General features: G+C 70.4%; 14 protein-coding genes. 6 read left to right on the forward strand and 8 right to left on the reverse strand.

Annotated elements, in window-relative coordinates:
- Nucleotides 1-13: 13 nt before the first annotated feature.
- The 7 genes from ACFWRO_RS20090 to ACFWRO_RS20120 form a co-directional block, all read right to left on the reverse strand.
- On the reverse strand, nucleotides 14-631 hold the full coding sequence (locus tag ACFWRO_RS20090; protein ID WP_384511999.1) for a hypothetical protein: 618 nt from the start codon (nucleotides 629-631) through the stop codon (nucleotides 14-16).
- Nucleotides 632-642: 11 nt separating this feature from the next.
- Nucleotides 643-2,910: a hypothetical protein gene (locus ACFWRO_RS20095; RefSeq protein WP_384512001.1), complete on the reverse strand. Its 2,268-nt coding sequence runs from the start codon at nucleotides 2,908-2,910 to the stop codon at nucleotides 643-645.
- 62 nt (nucleotides 2,911-2,972) lie between these two features.
- Complete coding sequence (locus ACFWRO_RS20100) at nucleotides 2,973-3,503, reverse strand: hypothetical protein (RefSeq protein WP_384512003.1); 531 nt, start codon at nucleotides 3,501-3,503, stop codon at nucleotides 2,973-2,975.
- A 39-nt stretch (nucleotides 3,504-3,542) separates the two neighbouring features.
- Nucleotides 3,543-6,554, reverse strand: coding sequence for an ATP-binding protein (locus ACFWRO_RS20105; protein ID WP_384512005.1), 3,012 nt, complete (start codon nucleotides 6,552-6,554; stop codon nucleotides 3,543-3,545).
- A 7-nt stretch (nucleotides 6,555-6,561) separates the two neighbouring features.
- Nucleotides 6,562-7,131 carry a hypothetical protein gene (locus ACFWRO_RS20110; protein ID WP_384512007.1) on the reverse strand — a complete coding sequence of 190 codons (570 nt, stop codon included), beginning with the start codon at nucleotides 7,129-7,131 and terminating at the stop codon, nucleotides 6,562-6,564.
- 74 nt (nucleotides 7,132-7,205) lie between these two features.
- Entirely contained in the window at nucleotides 7,206-7,469 is a 264-nt protein-coding gene (locus ACFWRO_RS20115) for a TrbC/VirB2 family protein (RefSeq protein WP_384512009.1), read from the reverse strand.
- A gap of 125 nt (nucleotides 7,470-7,594) precedes the next feature.
- On the reverse strand, nucleotides 7,595-9,328 hold the full coding sequence (locus tag ACFWRO_RS20120; protein ID WP_384512011.1) for a conjugal transfer protein: 1,734 nt from the start codon (nucleotides 9,326-9,328) through the stop codon (nucleotides 7,595-7,597).
- Nucleotides 9,329-9,620: 292 nt separating this feature from the next.
- Here ACFWRO_RS20120 and ACFWRO_RS20125 point away from each other — a divergent pair, with 292 nt between their 5' ends.
- The 6 genes from ACFWRO_RS20125 (at nucleotide 9,621) to ACFWRO_RS20150 (ending at nucleotide 16,300) form a co-directional block, all read left to right on the forward strand.
- Nucleotides 9,621-10,130, forward strand: coding sequence for a hypothetical protein (locus ACFWRO_RS20125; RefSeq protein WP_384512013.1), 510 nt, complete (start codon nucleotides 9,621-9,623; stop codon nucleotides 10,128-10,130).
- A gap of 14 nt (nucleotides 10,131-10,144) precedes the next feature.
- The gene (locus ACFWRO_RS20130) at nucleotides 10,145-10,762 is read left to right on the forward strand and encodes a hypothetical protein (RefSeq protein WP_384512015.1); all 618 of its coding nucleotides are present in this window, start codon (nucleotides 10,145-10,147) and stop codon (nucleotides 10,760-10,762) included.
- Between the two features lie 40 nt (nucleotides 10,763-10,802).
- Entirely contained in the window at nucleotides 10,803-11,534 is a 732-nt protein-coding gene (locus tag ACFWRO_RS20135; RefSeq protein ID WP_384512017.1) for a DUF4913 domain-containing protein, read from the forward strand.
- Nucleotides 11,535-11,729: 195 nt separating this feature from the next.
- Nucleotides 11,730-12,419 carry a hypothetical protein gene (locus ACFWRO_RS20140; RefSeq protein ID WP_384512019.1) on the forward strand — a complete coding sequence of 230 codons (690 nt, stop codon included), beginning with the start codon at nucleotides 11,730-11,732 and terminating at the stop codon, nucleotides 12,417-12,419.
- Between the two features lie 6 nt (nucleotides 12,420-12,425).
- Nucleotides 12,426-14,540 carry a peptidoglycan DD-metalloendopeptidase family protein gene (locus tag ACFWRO_RS20145; protein ID WP_384512021.1) on the forward strand — a complete coding sequence of 705 codons (2,115 nt, stop codon included), beginning with the start codon at nucleotides 12,426-12,428 and terminating at the stop codon, nucleotides 14,538-14,540.
- 23 nt (nucleotides 14,541-14,563) lie between these two features.
- Nucleotides 14,564-16,300, forward strand: coding sequence for a type IV secretory system conjugative DNA transfer family protein (locus ACFWRO_RS20150; RefSeq protein ID WP_384512023.1), 1,737 nt, complete (start codon nucleotides 14,564-14,566; stop codon nucleotides 16,298-16,300).
- Nucleotides 16,301-16,390: 90 nt separating this feature from the next.
- Here the strand turns inward: ACFWRO_RS20150 and ACFWRO_RS20155 are convergent, their stop codons facing one another.
- Nucleotides 16,391-16,954, reverse strand: a complete 564-nt coding sequence (locus ACFWRO_RS20155) for a hypothetical protein (protein ID WP_384512025.1) — start codon at nucleotides 16,952-16,954, stop codon at nucleotides 16,391-16,393.
- Nucleotides 16,955-16,957: the final 3 nt, after the last annotated feature.

Raw genomic sequence — 16,957 nt, forward strand, 5'->3', positions numbered from 1 at the left:
TCTTGAGTCGACATCAGACCCGCTTGCTGTTCGCTTCGCTGTCCGGCGCGGTCGTCCGCCGCAGGACGCGTCGTACGAGACGCCCCACGGCGGCGCCCCCGCCACCCCGCAACATGAGCACGCCGACGATGCCGACGAACCCGAGCGGCACGGCGGCCGGGGGCACGACCGTGCCCACCCCGGCCGCCACGAGCAGCACGACATCGGCCAGCACGACGGTGACCCCGCGCCGCCCGGGGTGCTCCTTGACCACCCATGCCCCGAGCAGCGCCATCCCGGCGAGCGCCCAGTACCCGAACACGGCCTGCCCACTCAGCAACCCGGAGGACATGCCCCGTGCGATGTCCCCCACGGCCGCCAGGTACCCGGCGAACGCGGCGGTCAGGACCGTCGACCCGAGCGCCATCAGCAACTGACCGCGGCGGCGCAGCAGGAACACGAGCAGGCCGAGCACGAGCAGGGCGCAGATCGTGATCAACGAGCTCATGCTGGAGGAGGCCAGGATGAAGAGCGTGTACGCCCCCGCGATCCCGAAGACGATCTTGGGCAGCAGTCGCACGGCCCAGTCGTCGCTCTTCTCCTGCCGGACGAGCCGCCGTAGAGCCCCGGCGACCGAGTCGAATCGTGACATGAACGGTCCTCCTATCGGGGCATGCGGCTGCCGTCACGCGGCGGCTGCTGCGGCGGCAACTGGGGCGGTTGCGTCTGCGCGGGCGGCTGCGTCGCGGGCTGCTGCGGCGGCTGAACCCGCGGGGGCCGAGGCTGCTCGGCCTGGGGCGCGGGCTGCGGCGGCGCGGGAGCGGGTGCCGGGGTGGCAGGCGGGGGCGGAGTGGTGTTGCCCTGACTGACACGGCCGGTACGACGCGGGGCCTGCTGCCCGGACTCCTCCGAAGGGTTCCCCTGCCTCCCCATGGCCTGCTGGTACGCGTCCTCCGCGACCACGGCACCCTTCTGAGCGTTCTGACGCTGCTTGCGCTTGGGGTTGGCCTCCGCGAGCCAACCACCCTTCTGGAGACGTCCCTTGTTCAACTTCTTGTCCATACCCCGGCCGACCGCCGCGGCTCCGCGGCCCGCGGCACCCGCCGCGACCCGGCCGGTGGCCTTGGCCGCGCCGGCACCCTTCTGCCCGACCGCGCCCAACATCGGCACGGCCTTACCGGCGACCGCACCCGGCATGTCGCCCACGCCCAGGGCGTCCTCAGCGCCGGCGATCTTCGGGCTGTACGCCCCACCGATGAGCTTCTTGAGCATCATCACGACGGCGACGGTGACGAGGAGCAGCATGAGCAGCTGCATGCCCAGGGGGATCCGGGCGGGCAGGATCATCTGGTACAGCAGGAGCAGCACGGTCAGGATGATCCCGAAGCCCGCCCGCAGTACGAAGCTGTGGATGAACGACTGCAGCCAGCCCTTGAGCAGCTTCTGCTGGGACGGGTGGATGCCGAGTGTCGCGATCAGCGGAAGCATGATGATGAGGATCAGGGTCACGGCGTGCCAGAGCAGTGTGAGGGCGCTGAGCACGATGACCATGATGCCGACGATGAGGGCGGCCACCAAGGAGTAGAAGGCGAGCCCGACCCGGCCTCCGGCGTTGCGACCTGCCCAGTCGTTGAAGGGCACGGCATAGACGTGCTGGTCCGCGACGCGAGGGCTCTTGTCCGGATATCCCAGGTTATAGCCGCCTGCGATCTGGATCCGGATGGGCATCCATTGCTTTGTCTCCTTGTCGATGTCCTGCCTGTCCCCCTTCAGAGGGAACTGGTCGAAGTTGGTCGTGGACTGCGACACGGCTTGTGCGACCCGGAGGTCCTCACAGCGCACCCCCTGTCCGAAGTCACACTCGCCCTTGGCGCTGCCCAGCTCGCACACGCCCTCGTTGAGCTTGGCGCCACCCTCCTTCTTGAAGACGCAGTTCGCGCCGGCTTCGCCGAACTGGCCCAGGGCCCATGGGCGGAAGACGAGGGTGTCGTACATGGCGCAGCTCGAGGAGCGAAGCCCTCGGTTGTACTCCTCCGTGTCCGGGAGGTCGCAGGGCGGCTGCATCTTTCCGGAGACACCCGCCAGGACCGTCTCGGCCAGCATCGAGTTGAAGTTCGCGATGCCGGCGTCGGCCTCGTTGATGACCTTGTGGTAGTTGCTGTTCTGGCCGCTGCCGGCGAGAAGGGCGACGACGGCGATGGTCGTCAGGGTGGCCCAGCCGACACCGGACCAGACCTCGCGCATCTCCTGCCGGCGCCACTTGGTGAACACCCAGATACCGGTGAGAGCGATCATGACGGGCACGGCCGGACGGAAGACGTTCTCCTGAAGCGTCGTCACGGCGTCGTTGCGTCCCTTGTAAAGGCCCCTGAGGGGACTCGGGTTGGACGCCAGTTCCTTGATGGAGATGGCCGCGCGCGAGAGGATCTTCGTTCCGTTGAAGACCATGTTGGCCACGCCGTTGTTGACGAAGTCCATGACCGAGCAGTTGTCGGCGCCGGTGTCGTCCTCGCCGTTGTTACGAGAGGCGTCGCCGCGCCCCTTGAAGGTCCCCGTCCAGACCATCCCGCGCATGGCGTTCATCTCGTAGAACGTGTACCGGTCCGGGGAGTTGGGCAGCTTGACCGCGCCGGTGATCATCCCCGACGTGTCATTGAGGTTCTCGCCGGTCTGGCCCGAATCCGACCACTGCTGAACCGCCGGAATGATGGACTCACCGCTCGCGCCCGGGCTGTCGTGGCTGTAGTTGTCGTCCCCGGTGATCTTGCAGCTCAGGTTGAGGTCGGGGCCGAAGGCCAGCGCTGTGCTCGGGACGGAGAGCGTCAGCGCGACCAGCGCGAGAGCCACGAACAGACCTGCTCTGACGATCCGCCCGCCGCCGCGCACCAGGCTGCCCGGCGAACGGGGAACGGTACGGGTTCCGCGTGACATGGCCGTACGGCGCACGGGTATCGATTTCCTTCCGGGGTCCGGGATTCCGGGACTGGGAGCGGCTACGCGTTGTAGTTCGTGGTGAAGCAGCCCTTGACCAGGCCCTCGTGAATCTCGAAGCCGCTGGGCACCTTGTCACGTTCACCCTGTTCGCAGGAGAGTACGAGCAGGCCGTTCTGAGTCAGGCTCTGGCCGGAGGAGTCGTTCTCGGCGGCGACCGCGAAGTTCTGGCCGACCGCGAAGGACCCGCCGCCCTTGGCCGCCAGGGACTGCTGGAACTTCGCCATGTCACCGATGAGCAGCAGGGTCACGGAGCTGCCCCCACCGTCGGAGCAGGCTGCGCGCTCCTTGATGCCCCAGGCAGGGTTCTTGGCCTCCTCCTCCATGTAGGTCATCCCCTCGCGGATCGGACGAAGCTCGTTGCACTCGGTCCCGCGCTCGACGACGGCCTTCTGGACATCGGCCATGGTGCTCGCCTTCGGCAGCTTGCTCTGCGCACCGTCGGCGGCCGGCTCGTCGCTCCCGCAGCCCGTCAGCGTCACGAGCGCGCTCAGCGCGACGGCTCCGGCCGCGAGGGTCTTGGTCAGGCGCATGAGGTTCTCCTTGAGTCGATTCGGGTGGGCCGGGGCAGGTCAGACCGCGGCCGTGGCGTCCGATGCGGGTGTCGGGTCCAGGTCGTTGGTCTCCTGGAGGAACGTCCAGTCCCAGACGCTCAGCGGCGGGTTGACGCCCTGGCGCGACGGGCGGGTCGTGCCGTTCGTGTCCGTGGCCGCGAGGATCTCCTTGAAGACGAGGTCCACCGCCACCGTCCCCACCCGCTTGTCCGCGTCCCGCTGGAGGCAGACACCGGTGCGGAGCTCCTGGAGGGCGTTCACGACCTTCGCGTCCGACTCCGGGCGGCCGAGCAGCGGCGCCACCAGCGAAGCTTCCTGCGCGGACTTCTGCTTGAACGCGAAGACCGTGTGGATCTGGTTCGCGCCACCGCTGCGCGCCTCGGAGTCCTCGATCTGGACCAGGTCGATCGCCTGCTGGGTGATCAGTACCGTCACCGCCAGGTACGAACGGCCCTGCTTCAGCGCCCTCCGCATCAGGTCCCGGCCGCTCTCCGTCGCCGTGACGACGTACGCCTCGTCGACGAACAGCGCCTTCGGGCGCAGGCCGATCTCGCCCGTCACCGGGTTCTTCTCGTACCCGACGTCGAGCATCTGGCTGCCGAGCTCCACGACCGCCATCAGGGCCGTCGCCGCGAGCCGCTCGGCCGGGTTCCAGTTGCGCGGGTCGGAGGCCGCCGGCGACTGGAAGCCTCGCAGCGTGATGACCGTACGGCGCTTGCGCATCGCCGACAGGGTCTGCGGCGTCTCCGCGAACGCGAGTCGCGCGTACGGCAGCGTCCGCAGCTCCGTCAGGAGCATCTGCGCGAGCTTCAGGTCCTTGGCGGCCTCGCGGTCGTTCGTCGCGAGAGCGTGGTCGTACGCCCGTACCACCTCGTCGACGACGCTCCACAGCGTCGGCCTCGGCACCTGCTGCTCGGCGTCGCGGGCGCTCAGGCCCTGCTCCGTCGCCTGCCGGATCGCCGAGTTGTACCAGCCGACGACCGTCGCCATCCCCTCGATGACGGGCAGTCGCACGCGCTGGTAGTCCTCGTCGCCGAGGAAGCCCCGGAGCATCGACTCGGCCAGCAGCCGGCCCGACGGGACGTCGCGCGCGATCACCCACGGGTCGAGCACGCCCGCCTGGCCCTTGAGAAGGTCGACGACCTCCGTCTCGGCCCAGAACTCCGGGTTCACCGGATGGAACCGGCTCTCCGGCGTGCCGAGCACACCGCGCTCCGCGTCCGCCGCGAAGTCCGGGTCGTTCACCTGGGCGCCGTAGCCCAGGTAGTAGCAGAGCTGCGCGAAGTCCGTCTTCGGGTCGATGACCAGGCAGCGGACGCCCGACTCCGACTCCTCGTAGAACTTCTGCAGCGCGAGCGAGGACTTTCCACCACCGGACGCGCCGACGATGGCGAGGCCACCGCCGTCGTTACGGGCGGGGCCGACGTGCAGCGAGTAGTGGACCGGCATCTTGCCCGCCCAGCCGACCAGGTTGCCCACCCAGCCGAGCTTCTTGCCGGACCGCTGCTCGGGGTTGTCGCCCAGCTCCGTGCCGGCCGTCGGCAGCCCGGCGCCGAGCTGCTCCACCTCCTGCAGCCGCAGGTACGGCGCGATCGGCAGCTTCGGCGCGTTGCCCGGCAGCTGCGACTGGAGCAGCCGCCACTGCTGGCGCGTCGGACGCAGCAGGGTGACCTTCAGGTCCTGCTTGAACTGCATCTCCAGGATGCGGCGCCGCCGCTCCAGCTCCGTCGGGTCGGAAGCGGAGATGGTGAAACGGATCTGCGCCTCCATCCCCGGCATCTTGTGCTCCTCGATGTCGTCCACGAGGTGCTGGGCGCGGGTGACCTGGTTGGCGAGCTTGGTGTCCGGCGAACGGCCCGAGTTGGCCATGTCGTTCATCTCGTCGAGGAGGTTGCCGCTGATCTTTCCGGCGCGGTCCTTGAACCTCATGTACGGGATGAGCGTGAAGCGCATGTCGATCTCGACGGGGAACTCGACGTTCTGCGCCGCGTACCGCGCCCAGGCGGTCGACTGCCGGAACCGGGTCTCCGTCGGCCAGTTGGCGGCCACCAGCGTCGTCGTGTAGCTGGTGTGCTGCTCGCCCGTGACCTCGTCGTACTGGTGCAGCACGATGTGCGTCTTGCGGTTCTCGCCGGAGAAGTCGACCACCAGGTCGAACTGGTCGGGCCCCCACGACCGCGAGCCGAGCACCGGCTCGGGCGGCACCGGCAGGTCGCCGTGGAGCGGCTTGCGGATCAGCCAGACCAGCTCCTCGCGGACCAGCGGCGTACCCCCGAGGCTCTCCAGGCTCTCGTGCACCTCGCGCGCGACCTGCGTCCACTGGGCCAGCAGACCCGGCGACAGGTACTCGCCGTGCACACCGGTCGCGCCGGCCGCCACCTTGTCGGCCGTACCGGTCAGGGCACGGGACAGCGCCTGCTCCTCGACGGGGTCGTCGCCGCCGGGCAGCACGCCGGTGCCGTCGTTGGAGCCGCGCTTCAGCGAACCCAGCTTGACCAGCAGGATGTTCCGCTCGCGCATCGCCCCGATGCGCTCCTGGTACTCGGCCTTGCGGAAGTTGTACGCCTTGTAGTTCTCGGTCGGGTCCCAGGCGACGGCGTTGAGCTCCTCGGCCCAGCCGACGGCGGTGATCGGCCGGTACACCTTGCGGTAGTGGCACTCGACGTTCCGGTCACCGCGCGCGAGGTTGAGCAGCGCGCGGGCCGGGGCCTCGGCCATGGCCTGGAGCTCGGTGGCGTTGAGGTACTCGTCGATCGAGGTCGGCAGGACGAGGCCGGTCCACACCGAGTCGCCGTGGACGAAGATCATGTCGTCGGCGTAGCGGTACGGCAGGCGCATCTCCTCGCGCCGGGCCTGGGCACGGTCGCCCTGCGCCTTCCCGCGATTGCCGGAGCCGCCGCCCTGCTTGCCGGACTTTCCGGCGGCGCCCTGGCCGCCGTTGGCGGCCTTGGCCTTGGAGGAGGAGGCGGCCATGATCATGGCGATCACGAAGAAGGCGACCGCCCCGCCCAGAAGGATCATCATGAACATGGAGGAGTCATCCTGCGGTCTCGGAGGAGGGAACGGCGGTGTTCGCCAGGGGTTCGTGAGCAGCCGTCCGGGGCGCGAGAATCACCGGGCCCGTACCGGCGTACGACGAACCATGCGCCGCGGCCTCGCCGAGCGCCTGCTCGTAACTCTGTTGCCAGCGCCGCGAACCCGGCTGCCAGAGGATGACCTGCCAGTGCAGCTCCTCCGGCTCGCGGTCGGCGGCCAGGCCCTGCAGCTTCTTCGGCTGCCACCAGTAGTCGGCCCAGACCACCAGCTGCTGGCTGAGGGTGAGGGCGGAGGGGAGCGGCCGGCCCCAGACGAAGTAGACGGCGACGGGCGGGCCGAAGTAGAGCACCGCCGTCAGCATCGACATGCCCAGGAAGGGCAGGAAGGCGGAAAGAGAGAACAGGGCGATCAACCACACCGCACCGAAGCCGAACGCCGCGCCGAGCGCGGGCAGCAGCAGTCCGGGGAGCGGGATGTTGCCCCAGTTCCAGATGCGCTTGGGCCTGTTGAGCAGATCCGTGTGGTCGTACGCGACCATCGGCTCCGGCTCGCCCTGTACGTTCTGCGCCATCGGTCACTCCCCCTACTCTCTCGACGGCCGTGGCCCCTCCGAGGGCCGGGACCGCACGGTCCCGGCCGGGTGCCTCAGTTGCCGTCGCCGCCGACCTGCTTGCCGAGGTCGATCAGCACACCGGCGAGACCGGTCGCGCCACCGATGATCAGGGCGGCTATCGCGATCATGCCGAAGCCCTGGAAGGCCTCGCGCATGCCGTCGCCGCGCTTCATGGACATCAGCATCCGGATGCCGAGGATGAGCAGGGCGATCACCGCGACCATCGTGCCGATGGTGGTGAGGATCTCCTGGATCTCGCCGAACATGTCCTTCAGCGTGGTCGCTGCCAGGTACATGGTGTGTCCTTTCGTTCTGGGGCCGTGAGGGGAGGAGCGGAGAAGGATCGGGAATCGGACGGGGGCGGGCCCGGGACCCGGATCTGGGATCGGGAAGACCGATCGTCCGGAGGCGCCGCGCCCCGTCAGGGCTTGGGCGGCTTGGGCTTGCCCGTGGCCGGCTTCGTGGCGGGCGGCTTGGCCGCGCCGGTCGCGGGCGGCGGAGTGGTGGTACCGCCGGCCGGCGGGGTCTGCTGCCCGGGCGAAGGCGTGGCACTCGGAGCGGCGGCATCGCCGTCGCCCTGTCCGCCCGCCGGGTCGAGGACCGCACCGCGGACGTCCTTGATGAACCAGCCCTGCGCCGTGTTCACGACGGTGAGCCGGTACGAGCGCTTGAACTGCGGGGTGGTCTCCTGACCGGGCGCGCCTTCCGCGCCGGCCCCGCCCCAGACGACCATCACCCGCACAGGCACGGTCTGCCCGTACTTGTACGCGATGGCGCCACCGCCCTCCGTACCGGCCGGGGCCAGCGCCTCGACCGTCTGGACCTGGGGCGCGGAGAGCGCGCCGGCCAGCCCGGAGGTCGCGGCGGCGGTGGCGTCGGGGGCCGTGAAGCGGGACATCGCGGTGGCGTCGGAGGCGCCCCATGCCGTGAAGTAGCCGGGCAGCACCTGCGCCTTGAGCTGGTCCGAGAGCGTGCTGTCGACGACCTCGGCGTCACGGTCGACCTCGGGCGCGGTGCCCCGGCCGGGCAGCGGCATCTCGCCGACGTCACCGACGACCCGCAGCCCCGCGCCGGACGCCGGATTCGCGACGTACACGGGTACGGAGACGGTGGTGACGCGCCCGGTGGACAGCGTGACCTGGACGCCGAGATAGCGGCCGTTCTTCCCGTACTCGGGCAGATCCTCGACGCTGCCGTCCCAGACGGCGCTGGAGACGCTCTGCGTGCCCTGCCCGTTCCAGCCGCAGTCGCGGTCCACGCCGGAGGTCGCGTAGCGGGCGAGCTCCTCCCGCCGCTGTTCGGCATCCTTCGGCTCGTACGACAGGCAGAGCGTCGCGTACCTCTCGGCGAAGGTCGCCGCGGCCCGGGTCGGGAACTCGGTGAGCCGGTACTTCTGGACGTCCTTCTTGTCGAGCGCGGCCGTCGGCGCGCTGGAGGACTTCCCGATCGCCAGACCGACGACCCCGCACGAACCGAGCGCGAAGGCGCAGGTGGTGAAGAGCAGGGTGGCGCGGAGGGCGACGTGGGTACCGCGGCCCGTCGCGGGCAGCCGGCCACCGGGCCGGGGTATGTCGAAGGAGGCACCGGCGGCGGGGTGCGCGGTGGCGCCCGCGGGTGTTCCGGCCGGTGTGGTGGTAGCGCCGGGGGCGTGCGAGGACGCTCCGACGGCCATGGCCGGGGAAGCGTGCGTGGGCGTGGCCGCCGGGGCTCCGCCGCGCTTACGGCTCTCCCGCTGGGCCTTCTTCGCCTCGTACGCGGCCTTCCGCTCGAGCCTCGCCTGCTCGCGCCGGTCCTTCTTGCTCGGGCCGGCAGCGCCGGGGGCCGGGCTCTGGCGCGGCGGAAGCGACGGTACGGCGGCTTCGCCGGGCGGCACGGCGGCCTGCGGGGCGCGGCGCGTCCAGGCCGCGGCCACCTGCGCACGCGCGGCCTCGGAGGCCATGGGCGGCTGCTGGGCGGACGCGGGGCCCTGAGCGGCCGGGGCCGGATAGCCGTACGGCCCGGGTGCCTGCGGCGGCACCTGCTGAGGCTGCTGGGCCTGCTGTTGCTGCGGCTGCTGCTGCTGCCCGGCGGGCATGTTCGGCGGCCCGAACTGCCCGGGCTGCACGGGCGGTTGATTCCCGCCGTTGCCGCCGGCAGGGCTGTTGTGGTCCGTCATCGGCTCGATCTCCCCCCGCGTGTGATCCCGGCCGCCGATCGGGCGCGGCGGGCCCTGGTGAGCTCAGGTGCGGAGGGCAGTGTGGCAAACGGCGGGGACAACAACGCCTCGATTTCCTCATCGAGGAAAGCGAGGAGTGCGAACGAGGAAAGGAGAGGAATCCGGACGGGAGTGGTGACGTGCCCCCAGGACTCAAGAAGACCCGGTGCTCGGGCGGGCTCGGCACAATGCGGGGGTTGGCCACGCGCCGCCGGGCGCGCCGAAGCGTCCCCGACCTTTCCAAGGACGAGAGTTGAGCGACCAGACCGCAGGACCTCAGCACCCCGCACCCGCCGCCGAGGCGGTAGCGGCGCCGCCCCAGCAGTACGCGCCCGCCACATCCGCCGCGCCGGAGCCGCCCGCCACGCCGACCACGCCGACCACGCCGTCGTACGACGCCCAGCACGCCTGGATCGACGGCTACGAGCCCGGCAACCCCTGGCAGTCGCGCCTCGTCTTCGAGACCGAGTTCGGCACCGTCGCGTACCCCCTCACCCCGAACACGATGCCGGAACTCCTCGAGGGCCTGGTGATGGTGGCCCAGGAGCAGCAGGGCATCACCGGCGACCTCGACCTGGACACCCCCGACGGCCCGTCCGGCGACGGCCGCCCCGACTCCACCAGCATCCACGACGGCCGCGCCGCCCGCATGACGGGCTGGGCAGTGGTCCACGACCTCTGGGAACGCGAGGACCCGAAGGCCCGCTTCATCATGGGCGGCATCGTGGTGGCGCTGCTGCTCATCGGCATCATCCTCGCCTGACCGGAAGACGAACGATGCTGACAGAGACCACGCGAACCCCTCAGGACCTGGTCGCCGAACTGAAGGACGAGTTGGCGGTCGACTGGCCGGAGCTATGGCGGGGGTTGCCGCAGCCCGGGGGGCCGGACTTCCGCAGGCTGTTCGAGGGCTACGGCTGGGAGTACGACGTCCCGGTTCACGAACGCGGGTGCATTCCCGTGCGGACCCGTACGGCTGCGCGGCTGTCCATCTACATGGACGGCCTCTGCCGTGTCGAAACCGCGGTCCACACCCCATGGAGCTTGAAGACAGGCGACCCAGCCGCGTACGACACGGCCCTCACCCGCGCCGAAGCGAACTGGCCGGTGTATCTGAAGGCCGTCGAATCCGTGCTGGGCTCCCCCACCTGGTCGGGACCGTGGAACGCGGCGGACTTCCCCGAGCCCCCGCACCGCTCGTACTGGGCGCGCGGCGCCTATCGGCTCGAGCACCGCGCGCCCTTCGCGTTGGCCCACTGGAAGCCGGCCGAAGACGAGGTGGGGCGGCCCTGGGTCGTCCTGAACCAGTCGGTCCACTCCTCGGCCCGGAACACCGGCACCTCCCTGAGACTCGAGCTCTGCGCGCCGCCCGAAACCCTGGAGGCGCGCCGGTGACCGCCGCCGGGGCAGCCCGCCTGATCAAGAGAGGCACGCCATGAGCAGCGACACCGACCTCGCCCGCACAGCCCAGGCCTTGGCGCAGCAGGCGGTTCTGCTCGCGGACTCCCACGCCTGGGAGTCCGCGCACAGGAATCTGGCGTACTTCCTGGCCGGGGCCCGGTCCGCCCACGAAGAGGGCCACCACGGCCATCAGCTGCACCTGTGGAAGACCCGCCTGCTCACCGCTCGCGCGGCGGGGGACGCGATGGCCGAGACGAACGCCGGCGCCGAACTGAGCGCCATGGTCGCCGCCGAACTCCACCACCGCAGCGATGCCTTGGCCCAGCTGCTCGCGATGTTCCCGGCCCTCGCCGAGCCCGCCGCGGCGCAGCCTCAGCCCGTGCAACAGGCCGAGACACCGCCGCCGGACGACGACTCCGAGTTCTTCTATGCGGACGTCTTCGTCTTCGTCACCGAGTACCTCTCCCAGCTGCTGCGCCGCCGCGTCAACGGCTCCTCCAGCACCTGGTGCCCCCGCTGGTGGGCGCACCCCGAGGCCGGGGCGCGGCTGACCGCGCTCTGGCTGGCGTGGGAGCACCTGCGGCAGGAGCCGGGGACCGGCATGTCCACGTGGTGGCTGCACCACGCGGACCCGCATCTGCGGGTGTTGATGGACCCGGACATGGGTCCGTTCGCGGCCTGTTCGCCGAAGGACGGTCACACGGCCTACCCGTTCGACCCGCTGCCCGTGGAGCCGTACGACGCGAGCCAGGACCCGCTGGCCTGAGCAAGCGACGAAGCGGTCCCCGCCCACGTCCGTGAGGATCCTTCACCCCCGCCTCCACCACTTCCCCACACGTCCCCGACTCCCCGCCTTTCCTCGCCCCGTCCCCCACTTTCCCCGCCGGGGAAAACATGCGGTCTCCGGCGGCCCTCTCCCCCTACCGTGTCTCGGCAACCTGACTGAGGGAGGCCCGGGACGGTGGAGTCACCCGCCGAGAACAAGCGAACTGCGGCACTGGCCCTGGCGATACTGGGGCTCCTGATGGTCGGCGCCCTCGTGGTGCTGACCCTCTTCGACGGAGACGACGACACCTCGGACGACGCGTCCGGGAACCCGTCCGCCACCAGCGCGCCCCCGGGCGGGAGTTCCGGTGGTTCGGCGGGCGGCGACGGCAAGCCCTCGGACAACACGTCCGGCGCGGGCGCGGTCAAGCCCATCCTCACGCAGGCGGAGGCCGACGCGGCGCACAAGGTGATGACCGACTACATGGTCGGCCTCAACACGTACGCGCACACCGACAAGAGCGCCGCCTGGGCCGCGCCACTGCTCGCGCTCACCACCGGCGACCCGCAGCTGAAGCAGGACACGGCCCTTCCCACCGGCAAGGTCTGGGACACCTGTGTGGCCGCCAAGTGCGCCTCGCGCGGGACGGCTGTCGTGGCCCGCGACGCGATGGTCGCCGACGATCTCGTGCGCGATGGTGGCCGTACGGTCTCCAGCCTGGTCGAGGTGACCGCGGCCCGGAGCGAGAACGGCCGGAACACCGTTTCCGAGACCAACTCCTGGCTCGTGACGGTCCAGGGCGTCGGCGGAGATTCCTGGAGGGTGTCCTCGGTCTCCATCTTCGGCCTCGGCAACGTGGGCGCCTCCGACCAGGCGGGAGGCTAGTCACCGATGGTTGCTCCTGCCGTTCTCGCGGCCGCGGCCAAGGCCGCCAAGGTCGCCAAGGCGGCGAAGGCCGCCAAGAACGTCGCCCAGAACGCGCGCGGCGGAGGAGGGGGAGGCGGCGGCCAGGGCCCCGGCGGAGGGAAGAAGAGCAACCTCAAGTTGTGGCTGCTTCTCGGCGGCGGTGGGCTGCTGCCGGTCGGCGGCCTCGGTTTCGTCATCCTCGTCATGATCGGCGGACTCATCGGCGGCATCGGCGGCGGTACGGCCGCCGCGGCCTGCGCCGACTACGCCGACAACGCGGAAGCCGGCAACACCGGTGACGCGGCGGCCACTTCGCCGATCATGCCGGCGGGCAAGGTGTACATGCCGAGCTCGACGGCCCGGAACGAGATACCCCCGAAGATGATCCTCGCCGCGATGCGCGCGGCCGCCCGTTACGACGGGCTCGACTGGACGCTCATCGCCGGGCAGATGTACCAGGAGACCAAGTACGGGCAGGATCCGTCGGCGGCGCCCGGCGGCAAGAACAGCGCCGGGTACATGGGCATCCTTCAGTTCGGCAACCCCGCCTGGCAGGACTACGGCGCCGACGGCAACGGCGACGGCAAGAAGGACCTCTACAACATCGACGACGCGGCCTTCGCCGCCGCCAACTTCCTGCACGCGATGAAGGTGGAGACCAACGCCTGGAACGCGCTGATGCGGTACTCGGGCTCTCGCCCGAGCAACACGATCTACATGCGCGTCGTCCTGACGCAGGCGGCCCGCTACCGGGGCAACCTGACCGGCGATCAGGACCGGATCAAGCAGTGGTACGCGCACCTCAAGGCGACGGTCGAGAAGAACCCTGACTTCCCGACGCTCGGCCGGCAGTCGGACATCCCGGAGCCGGTCGGCAACAACGCCGACCCGAACACGGCCCTGAACATCGCGGCGTCCCCGGCCCGCTCCTGGTCCACGCCGCCCCTGGAGGGCGACGGTGAAACGACGACGCAGGCGATGGCGGCACAGGGCGGCTTCAACGAGGCCGTGCCCATGTCCCTCGCGGCCTTCCCCCTCGCCCCCGCCCCCGACCCGGACGCGCCCGCGACCGGCAAGGACTGGCAGTGGCCGCTGAAGGAGGGCTCGTACACGATCGGCGCCAAGTACAAGCAGCGCGGCGGCATGTGGAGCCTCGGCTACCACACCGGCCTGGACCTCGTCTCCCGCGTCGGCACAGGCATCTACGCCCCGGCCGACGGCAAGATCGTGAAGGCCGGTTCCGGCGGCGCGTACGGCAACGAGACGCACATCCAGCACGCGAACGGCGTCATCACCCAGTACGCCCACCAGTCCCGGATGAACGTGAAGGTCGGCGACCAGGTCAAGCGCGGCGACCAGATCGGCGCCGTCGGCATGACCGGCAACACCAGCGGACCGCACCTGCACTGGGAGGTCCGCGTCCCCGGCGTCGACAACCCGTTCGTCGGCGGCCAGGACAACGGCCCCGGCATGGTCGACCCCCAGGACTGGCTGAACGGCAAGATCACCGCCAACCCCGACTACGGCAGCGTGCCGGGCGGCGACAACGGCGCCGGTCGCGACGCCGAGTACGCCAACTGTGCCAAGGGCAGCGGCGGCACCCCGGTCGCGCCCGACGGCGCCGGCGTGACGGGCGTCCTGCCCGACTCGAACGACCCCGTGGTCAGGGCGGCGCTCGGCTGGGCGCAGCGGGGCATCGGGCGACCGTACGTGTGGGGCGCGCCCCGTCTCCAGGGCAACAACCCCGTGTCGTTCGACTGCTCCAGCTTCACACAGTGGGCGTACTACCAGGCGAGCGGTGGCAAGATCAACATCGGGGCGGTGACGTACGACCAGGAGGACAACCTCGCCGCGTACGAGGTCGATCTCGCCCAGACACAGCCCGGTGACGTGATCTTCTTCCGGCCCGGCCGCAAGGGCCCGGAACACGTCGCCCTCGTCTGGGACCCGAAGGGCAAGAAGATCCTGCACGCGCCGCGCGCCGGCAAGAACGTCGAGTTCAGCACCTGGGACGTGCAGGGCCAGATCACCGGCGTCTACCGGGTCCCGATCCCGGCCGGCACCAACCCGGGCGAGGCCGGCGGCGGCCAGAATGCGTAAGGAAGGCAAGGAAGGTCCACGACATGTCCGCTGAGCAGAACAAGAGACCACGCGCCGAGAACGACTGGACGTACGAGATAGTCGGTCTCGTCGCCGTCGTCCTGGTGCTGCTGTGCGGTGCGTGGGGCGCCGCGTACCTCGGCGCGTCCTTCGACGACGCGCCGCCCCCGCCCGGCAACCCCTTCTCGTTCGCGGTGGCCCTCGCGAAGGGCGACTACGCCTGGCCGGGCAGCGCGGCGAGCGCGGTGGCGGCCGGCGAGGCGGTCCTTGTCCTCGTACTCGCCCTCTGGGCGTACCGCCTGCGGCAGCGCTCGAAGAGGAAGCCGGACGTCGACGCGGCCGCCGGCCACCTCGCGAAGGGCGAGCAGCTGGGCAAGCTGACGATGAAGGGCGCGGCGGCGACCGCGGAGCGGCTCGGCGTGATGAGCCGGGTTCCGGGCGTGTTCATAGGCCGTTCCGTCAAGGGCAAGCAGCCGCTGTTCGGTTCCTTCGAGGACATGCACGTCGACATCTGGGGCCCTCGTACGGGTAAGACCACCCGCCGCGCGATCCCGGCGATCCTGGACGGCCCGGGCGCGGTGCTCGTCACGTCCAACAAGCGGGACATCGTGGACGCGACGCGCGGCCCGCGCGAGGCCGTCGGCCCGGTCTGGGTGTTCGACCCGCAGCAGGTGGCGACGGAGCCGCCGGCCTGGTGGTGGAACCCGCTCTCGTACGTCACCGATGTCGCCAAGGCCCGCAAGCTGGCGGACCACTTCGCGTCCGGCTCGCGCGACCCGAACGCCTCCACGGACGCGTACTTCGACCCGGCCGGCCAGGACCTCCTGGCCAACCTGCTGCTGTCGGCGGCCACCGCGAACGCGCCGATCACCCAGGTCTACACCTGGCTCGCCAACCCCAAGGACGACACCCCGGAGCGCATCCTGCGCGGTGCCGGGCACACCATGCCGGCGGACGCGCTGAACGGCGTGCTCACGGCGCCCGACAAGCAGCGCAGCGGTATCTACGGCGTGGCCCAGCAGATGGCGTCGTGCCTGATCAACCCCGAGATCAACAAGTGGGTCACCCCCCTCAACCAGGAGGACACCCGCCCGCAGTTCAACCCGCACGAGTTCGTCCGCAGCCGGGGCACCCTCTACTCCCTGTCCCGCGAGGGCACGGACTCGGCGGGCCCCCTGGTGACGGCCCTGACGGTGGCGACGGTCGAGGCGGCCGAGGAGTTCGCCACCACCCAGCGCGGCGGCCGTCTCTCGCAGCCCCTGGTGGGCGTCCTGGACGAGGCGGCGAACGTCTGCCGTTGGCGGGCCCTGCCCGACCTGTACTCGCACTACGGGTCGCGCGGCATCATCCTCATGACGATCCTGCAGTCCTGGGCGCAGGGCGTCGAGGTGTGGGGCGACCGCGGCATGGAGAAGCTGTGGTCCGCCGCGAACATCCGCGTGTACGGCGGCGGTGTCTCGGACACCCGCTTCCTCGGCGACCTCTCGGACCTGGCGGGCGAGTACGAACACCGCGACTACTCCACGACCCGCGAGTCGGAACACGGCTCGTGGTCGGGCAACCGCACGGTCAACGAGTCCGTCCGCCGCGAACGCGTCCTCCACGTCTCGGACCTGGGCTCCATGCCCCCCGGCCGAGCCCTGGTCCTCGCCTCCGGCACGAAGCCGGTCCTGGTCGAAACGATCCCGTGGTGGGAGGGCCCCTACGCCCAGTCGGTCCAGGCGTCCTTGGCGACGTACGACCCGGGCGCGAAGCGCTGAGGGGCGGTAGCACGTGATCCAGGGCGGCGGGGCCGAGGGCCTCGCCGCCCTGGCGGCTCTGGGGGGCCGGACACCTCCCCCAGCCGAGGGCTACGGGCGGATGTCGGGAGAGCTGACCTGGTCGATGTCGGCCAGGACCGCACGGGCGTTCTTGAGGTAGATGTCGATCAGCCGGCGACTGAACTTCCCCGGGTCCTGCCTGTATCGGTCCAACCCTGCCTCCGAGGTGAAGGCGTCGACCGGAACCGCATCCTGACCGGACGGAATGAACTTGAGGACTTCCTCGAACGCCGCGACGCAGTAGACCATCGAACCGCGCAGCTTGTGGTGCTCGGACTCAGGAGAGTTGAGGAGCTGAAGTCCGGTGGCCTCGGAGATCCGAAAGGCGACGTCGAGGAATTCCCCCGGGTCGATGATCTGTGAGGGCTCGGGACCACCGAAGGCGGGCGGAGGCGGCGGAATCTCCTCAGCCATCCGGAACTCGAAGCGGCGAAGGTTTCCACACTGCCGACACGCGCCCTCGTACACGGCCACAAAGTCGTCGCCGTGCTGCTCCAGCCGGTGCTGACGATCGAAGTCCCCGGAACCGCACTCGGCACAGCGGTGCAGGTCCATGTACAGATGTGCTTCGAACGATGAGCGAGCTGTCAACATGGC

The organism is Streptomyces sp. NPDC058579 (assembly GCF_042718575.1).
Classification (GTDB): domain Bacteria; phylum Actinomycetota; class Actinomycetes; order Streptomycetales; family Streptomycetaceae; genus Streptomyces.

Coding starts and splice junctions, on each gene's coding strand:
- ACFWRO_RS20110 (WP_384512007.1), bottom strand. CDS start 7,131: ATGGCGCAGAACGTACAGGGCGAGCCGGAGCCGATGGTCGCGTACGAC.
- ACFWRO_RS20150 (WP_384512023.1), top strand. CDS start 14,564: ATGTCCGCTGAGCAGAACAAGAGACCACGCGCCGAGAACGACTGGACG.
- ACFWRO_RS20105 (WP_384512005.1), bottom strand. CDS start 6,554: ATGTTCATGATGATCCTTCTGGGCGGGGCGGTCGCCTTCTTCGTGATC.
- ACFWRO_RS20120 (WP_384512011.1), bottom strand. CDS start 9,328: ATGACGGACCACAACAGCCCTGCCGGCGGCAACGGCGGGAATCAACCG.
- ACFWRO_RS20115 (WP_384512009.1), bottom strand. CDS start 7,469: ATGTACCTGGCAGCGACCACGCTGAAGGACATGTTCGGCGAGATCCAG.
- ACFWRO_RS20130 (WP_384512015.1), top strand. CDS start 10,145: ATGCTGACAGAGACCACGCGAACCCCTCAGGACCTGGTCGCCGAACTG.
- ACFWRO_RS20145 (WP_384512021.1), top strand. CDS start 12,426: ATGGTTGCTCCTGCCGTTCTCGCGGCCGCGGCCAAGGCCGCCAAGGTC.
- ACFWRO_RS20095 (WP_384512001.1), bottom strand. CDS start 2,910: ATGTCACGCGGAACCCGTACCGTTCCCCGTTCGCCGGGCAGCCTGGTG.
- ACFWRO_RS20155 (WP_384512025.1), bottom strand. CDS start 16,954: ATGTTGACAGCTCGCTCATCGTTCGAAGCACATCTGTACATGGACCTG.
- ACFWRO_RS20135 (WP_384512017.1), top strand. CDS start 10,803: ATGAGCAGCGACACCGACCTCGCCCGCACAGCCCAGGCCTTGGCGCAG.
- ACFWRO_RS20090 (WP_384511999.1), bottom strand. CDS start 631: ATGTCACGATTCGACTCGGTCGCCGGGGCTCTACGGCGGCTCGTCCGG.
- ACFWRO_RS20100 (WP_384512003.1), bottom strand. CDS start 3,503: ATGCGCCTGACCAAGACCCTCGCGGCCGGAGCCGTCGCGCTGAGCGCG.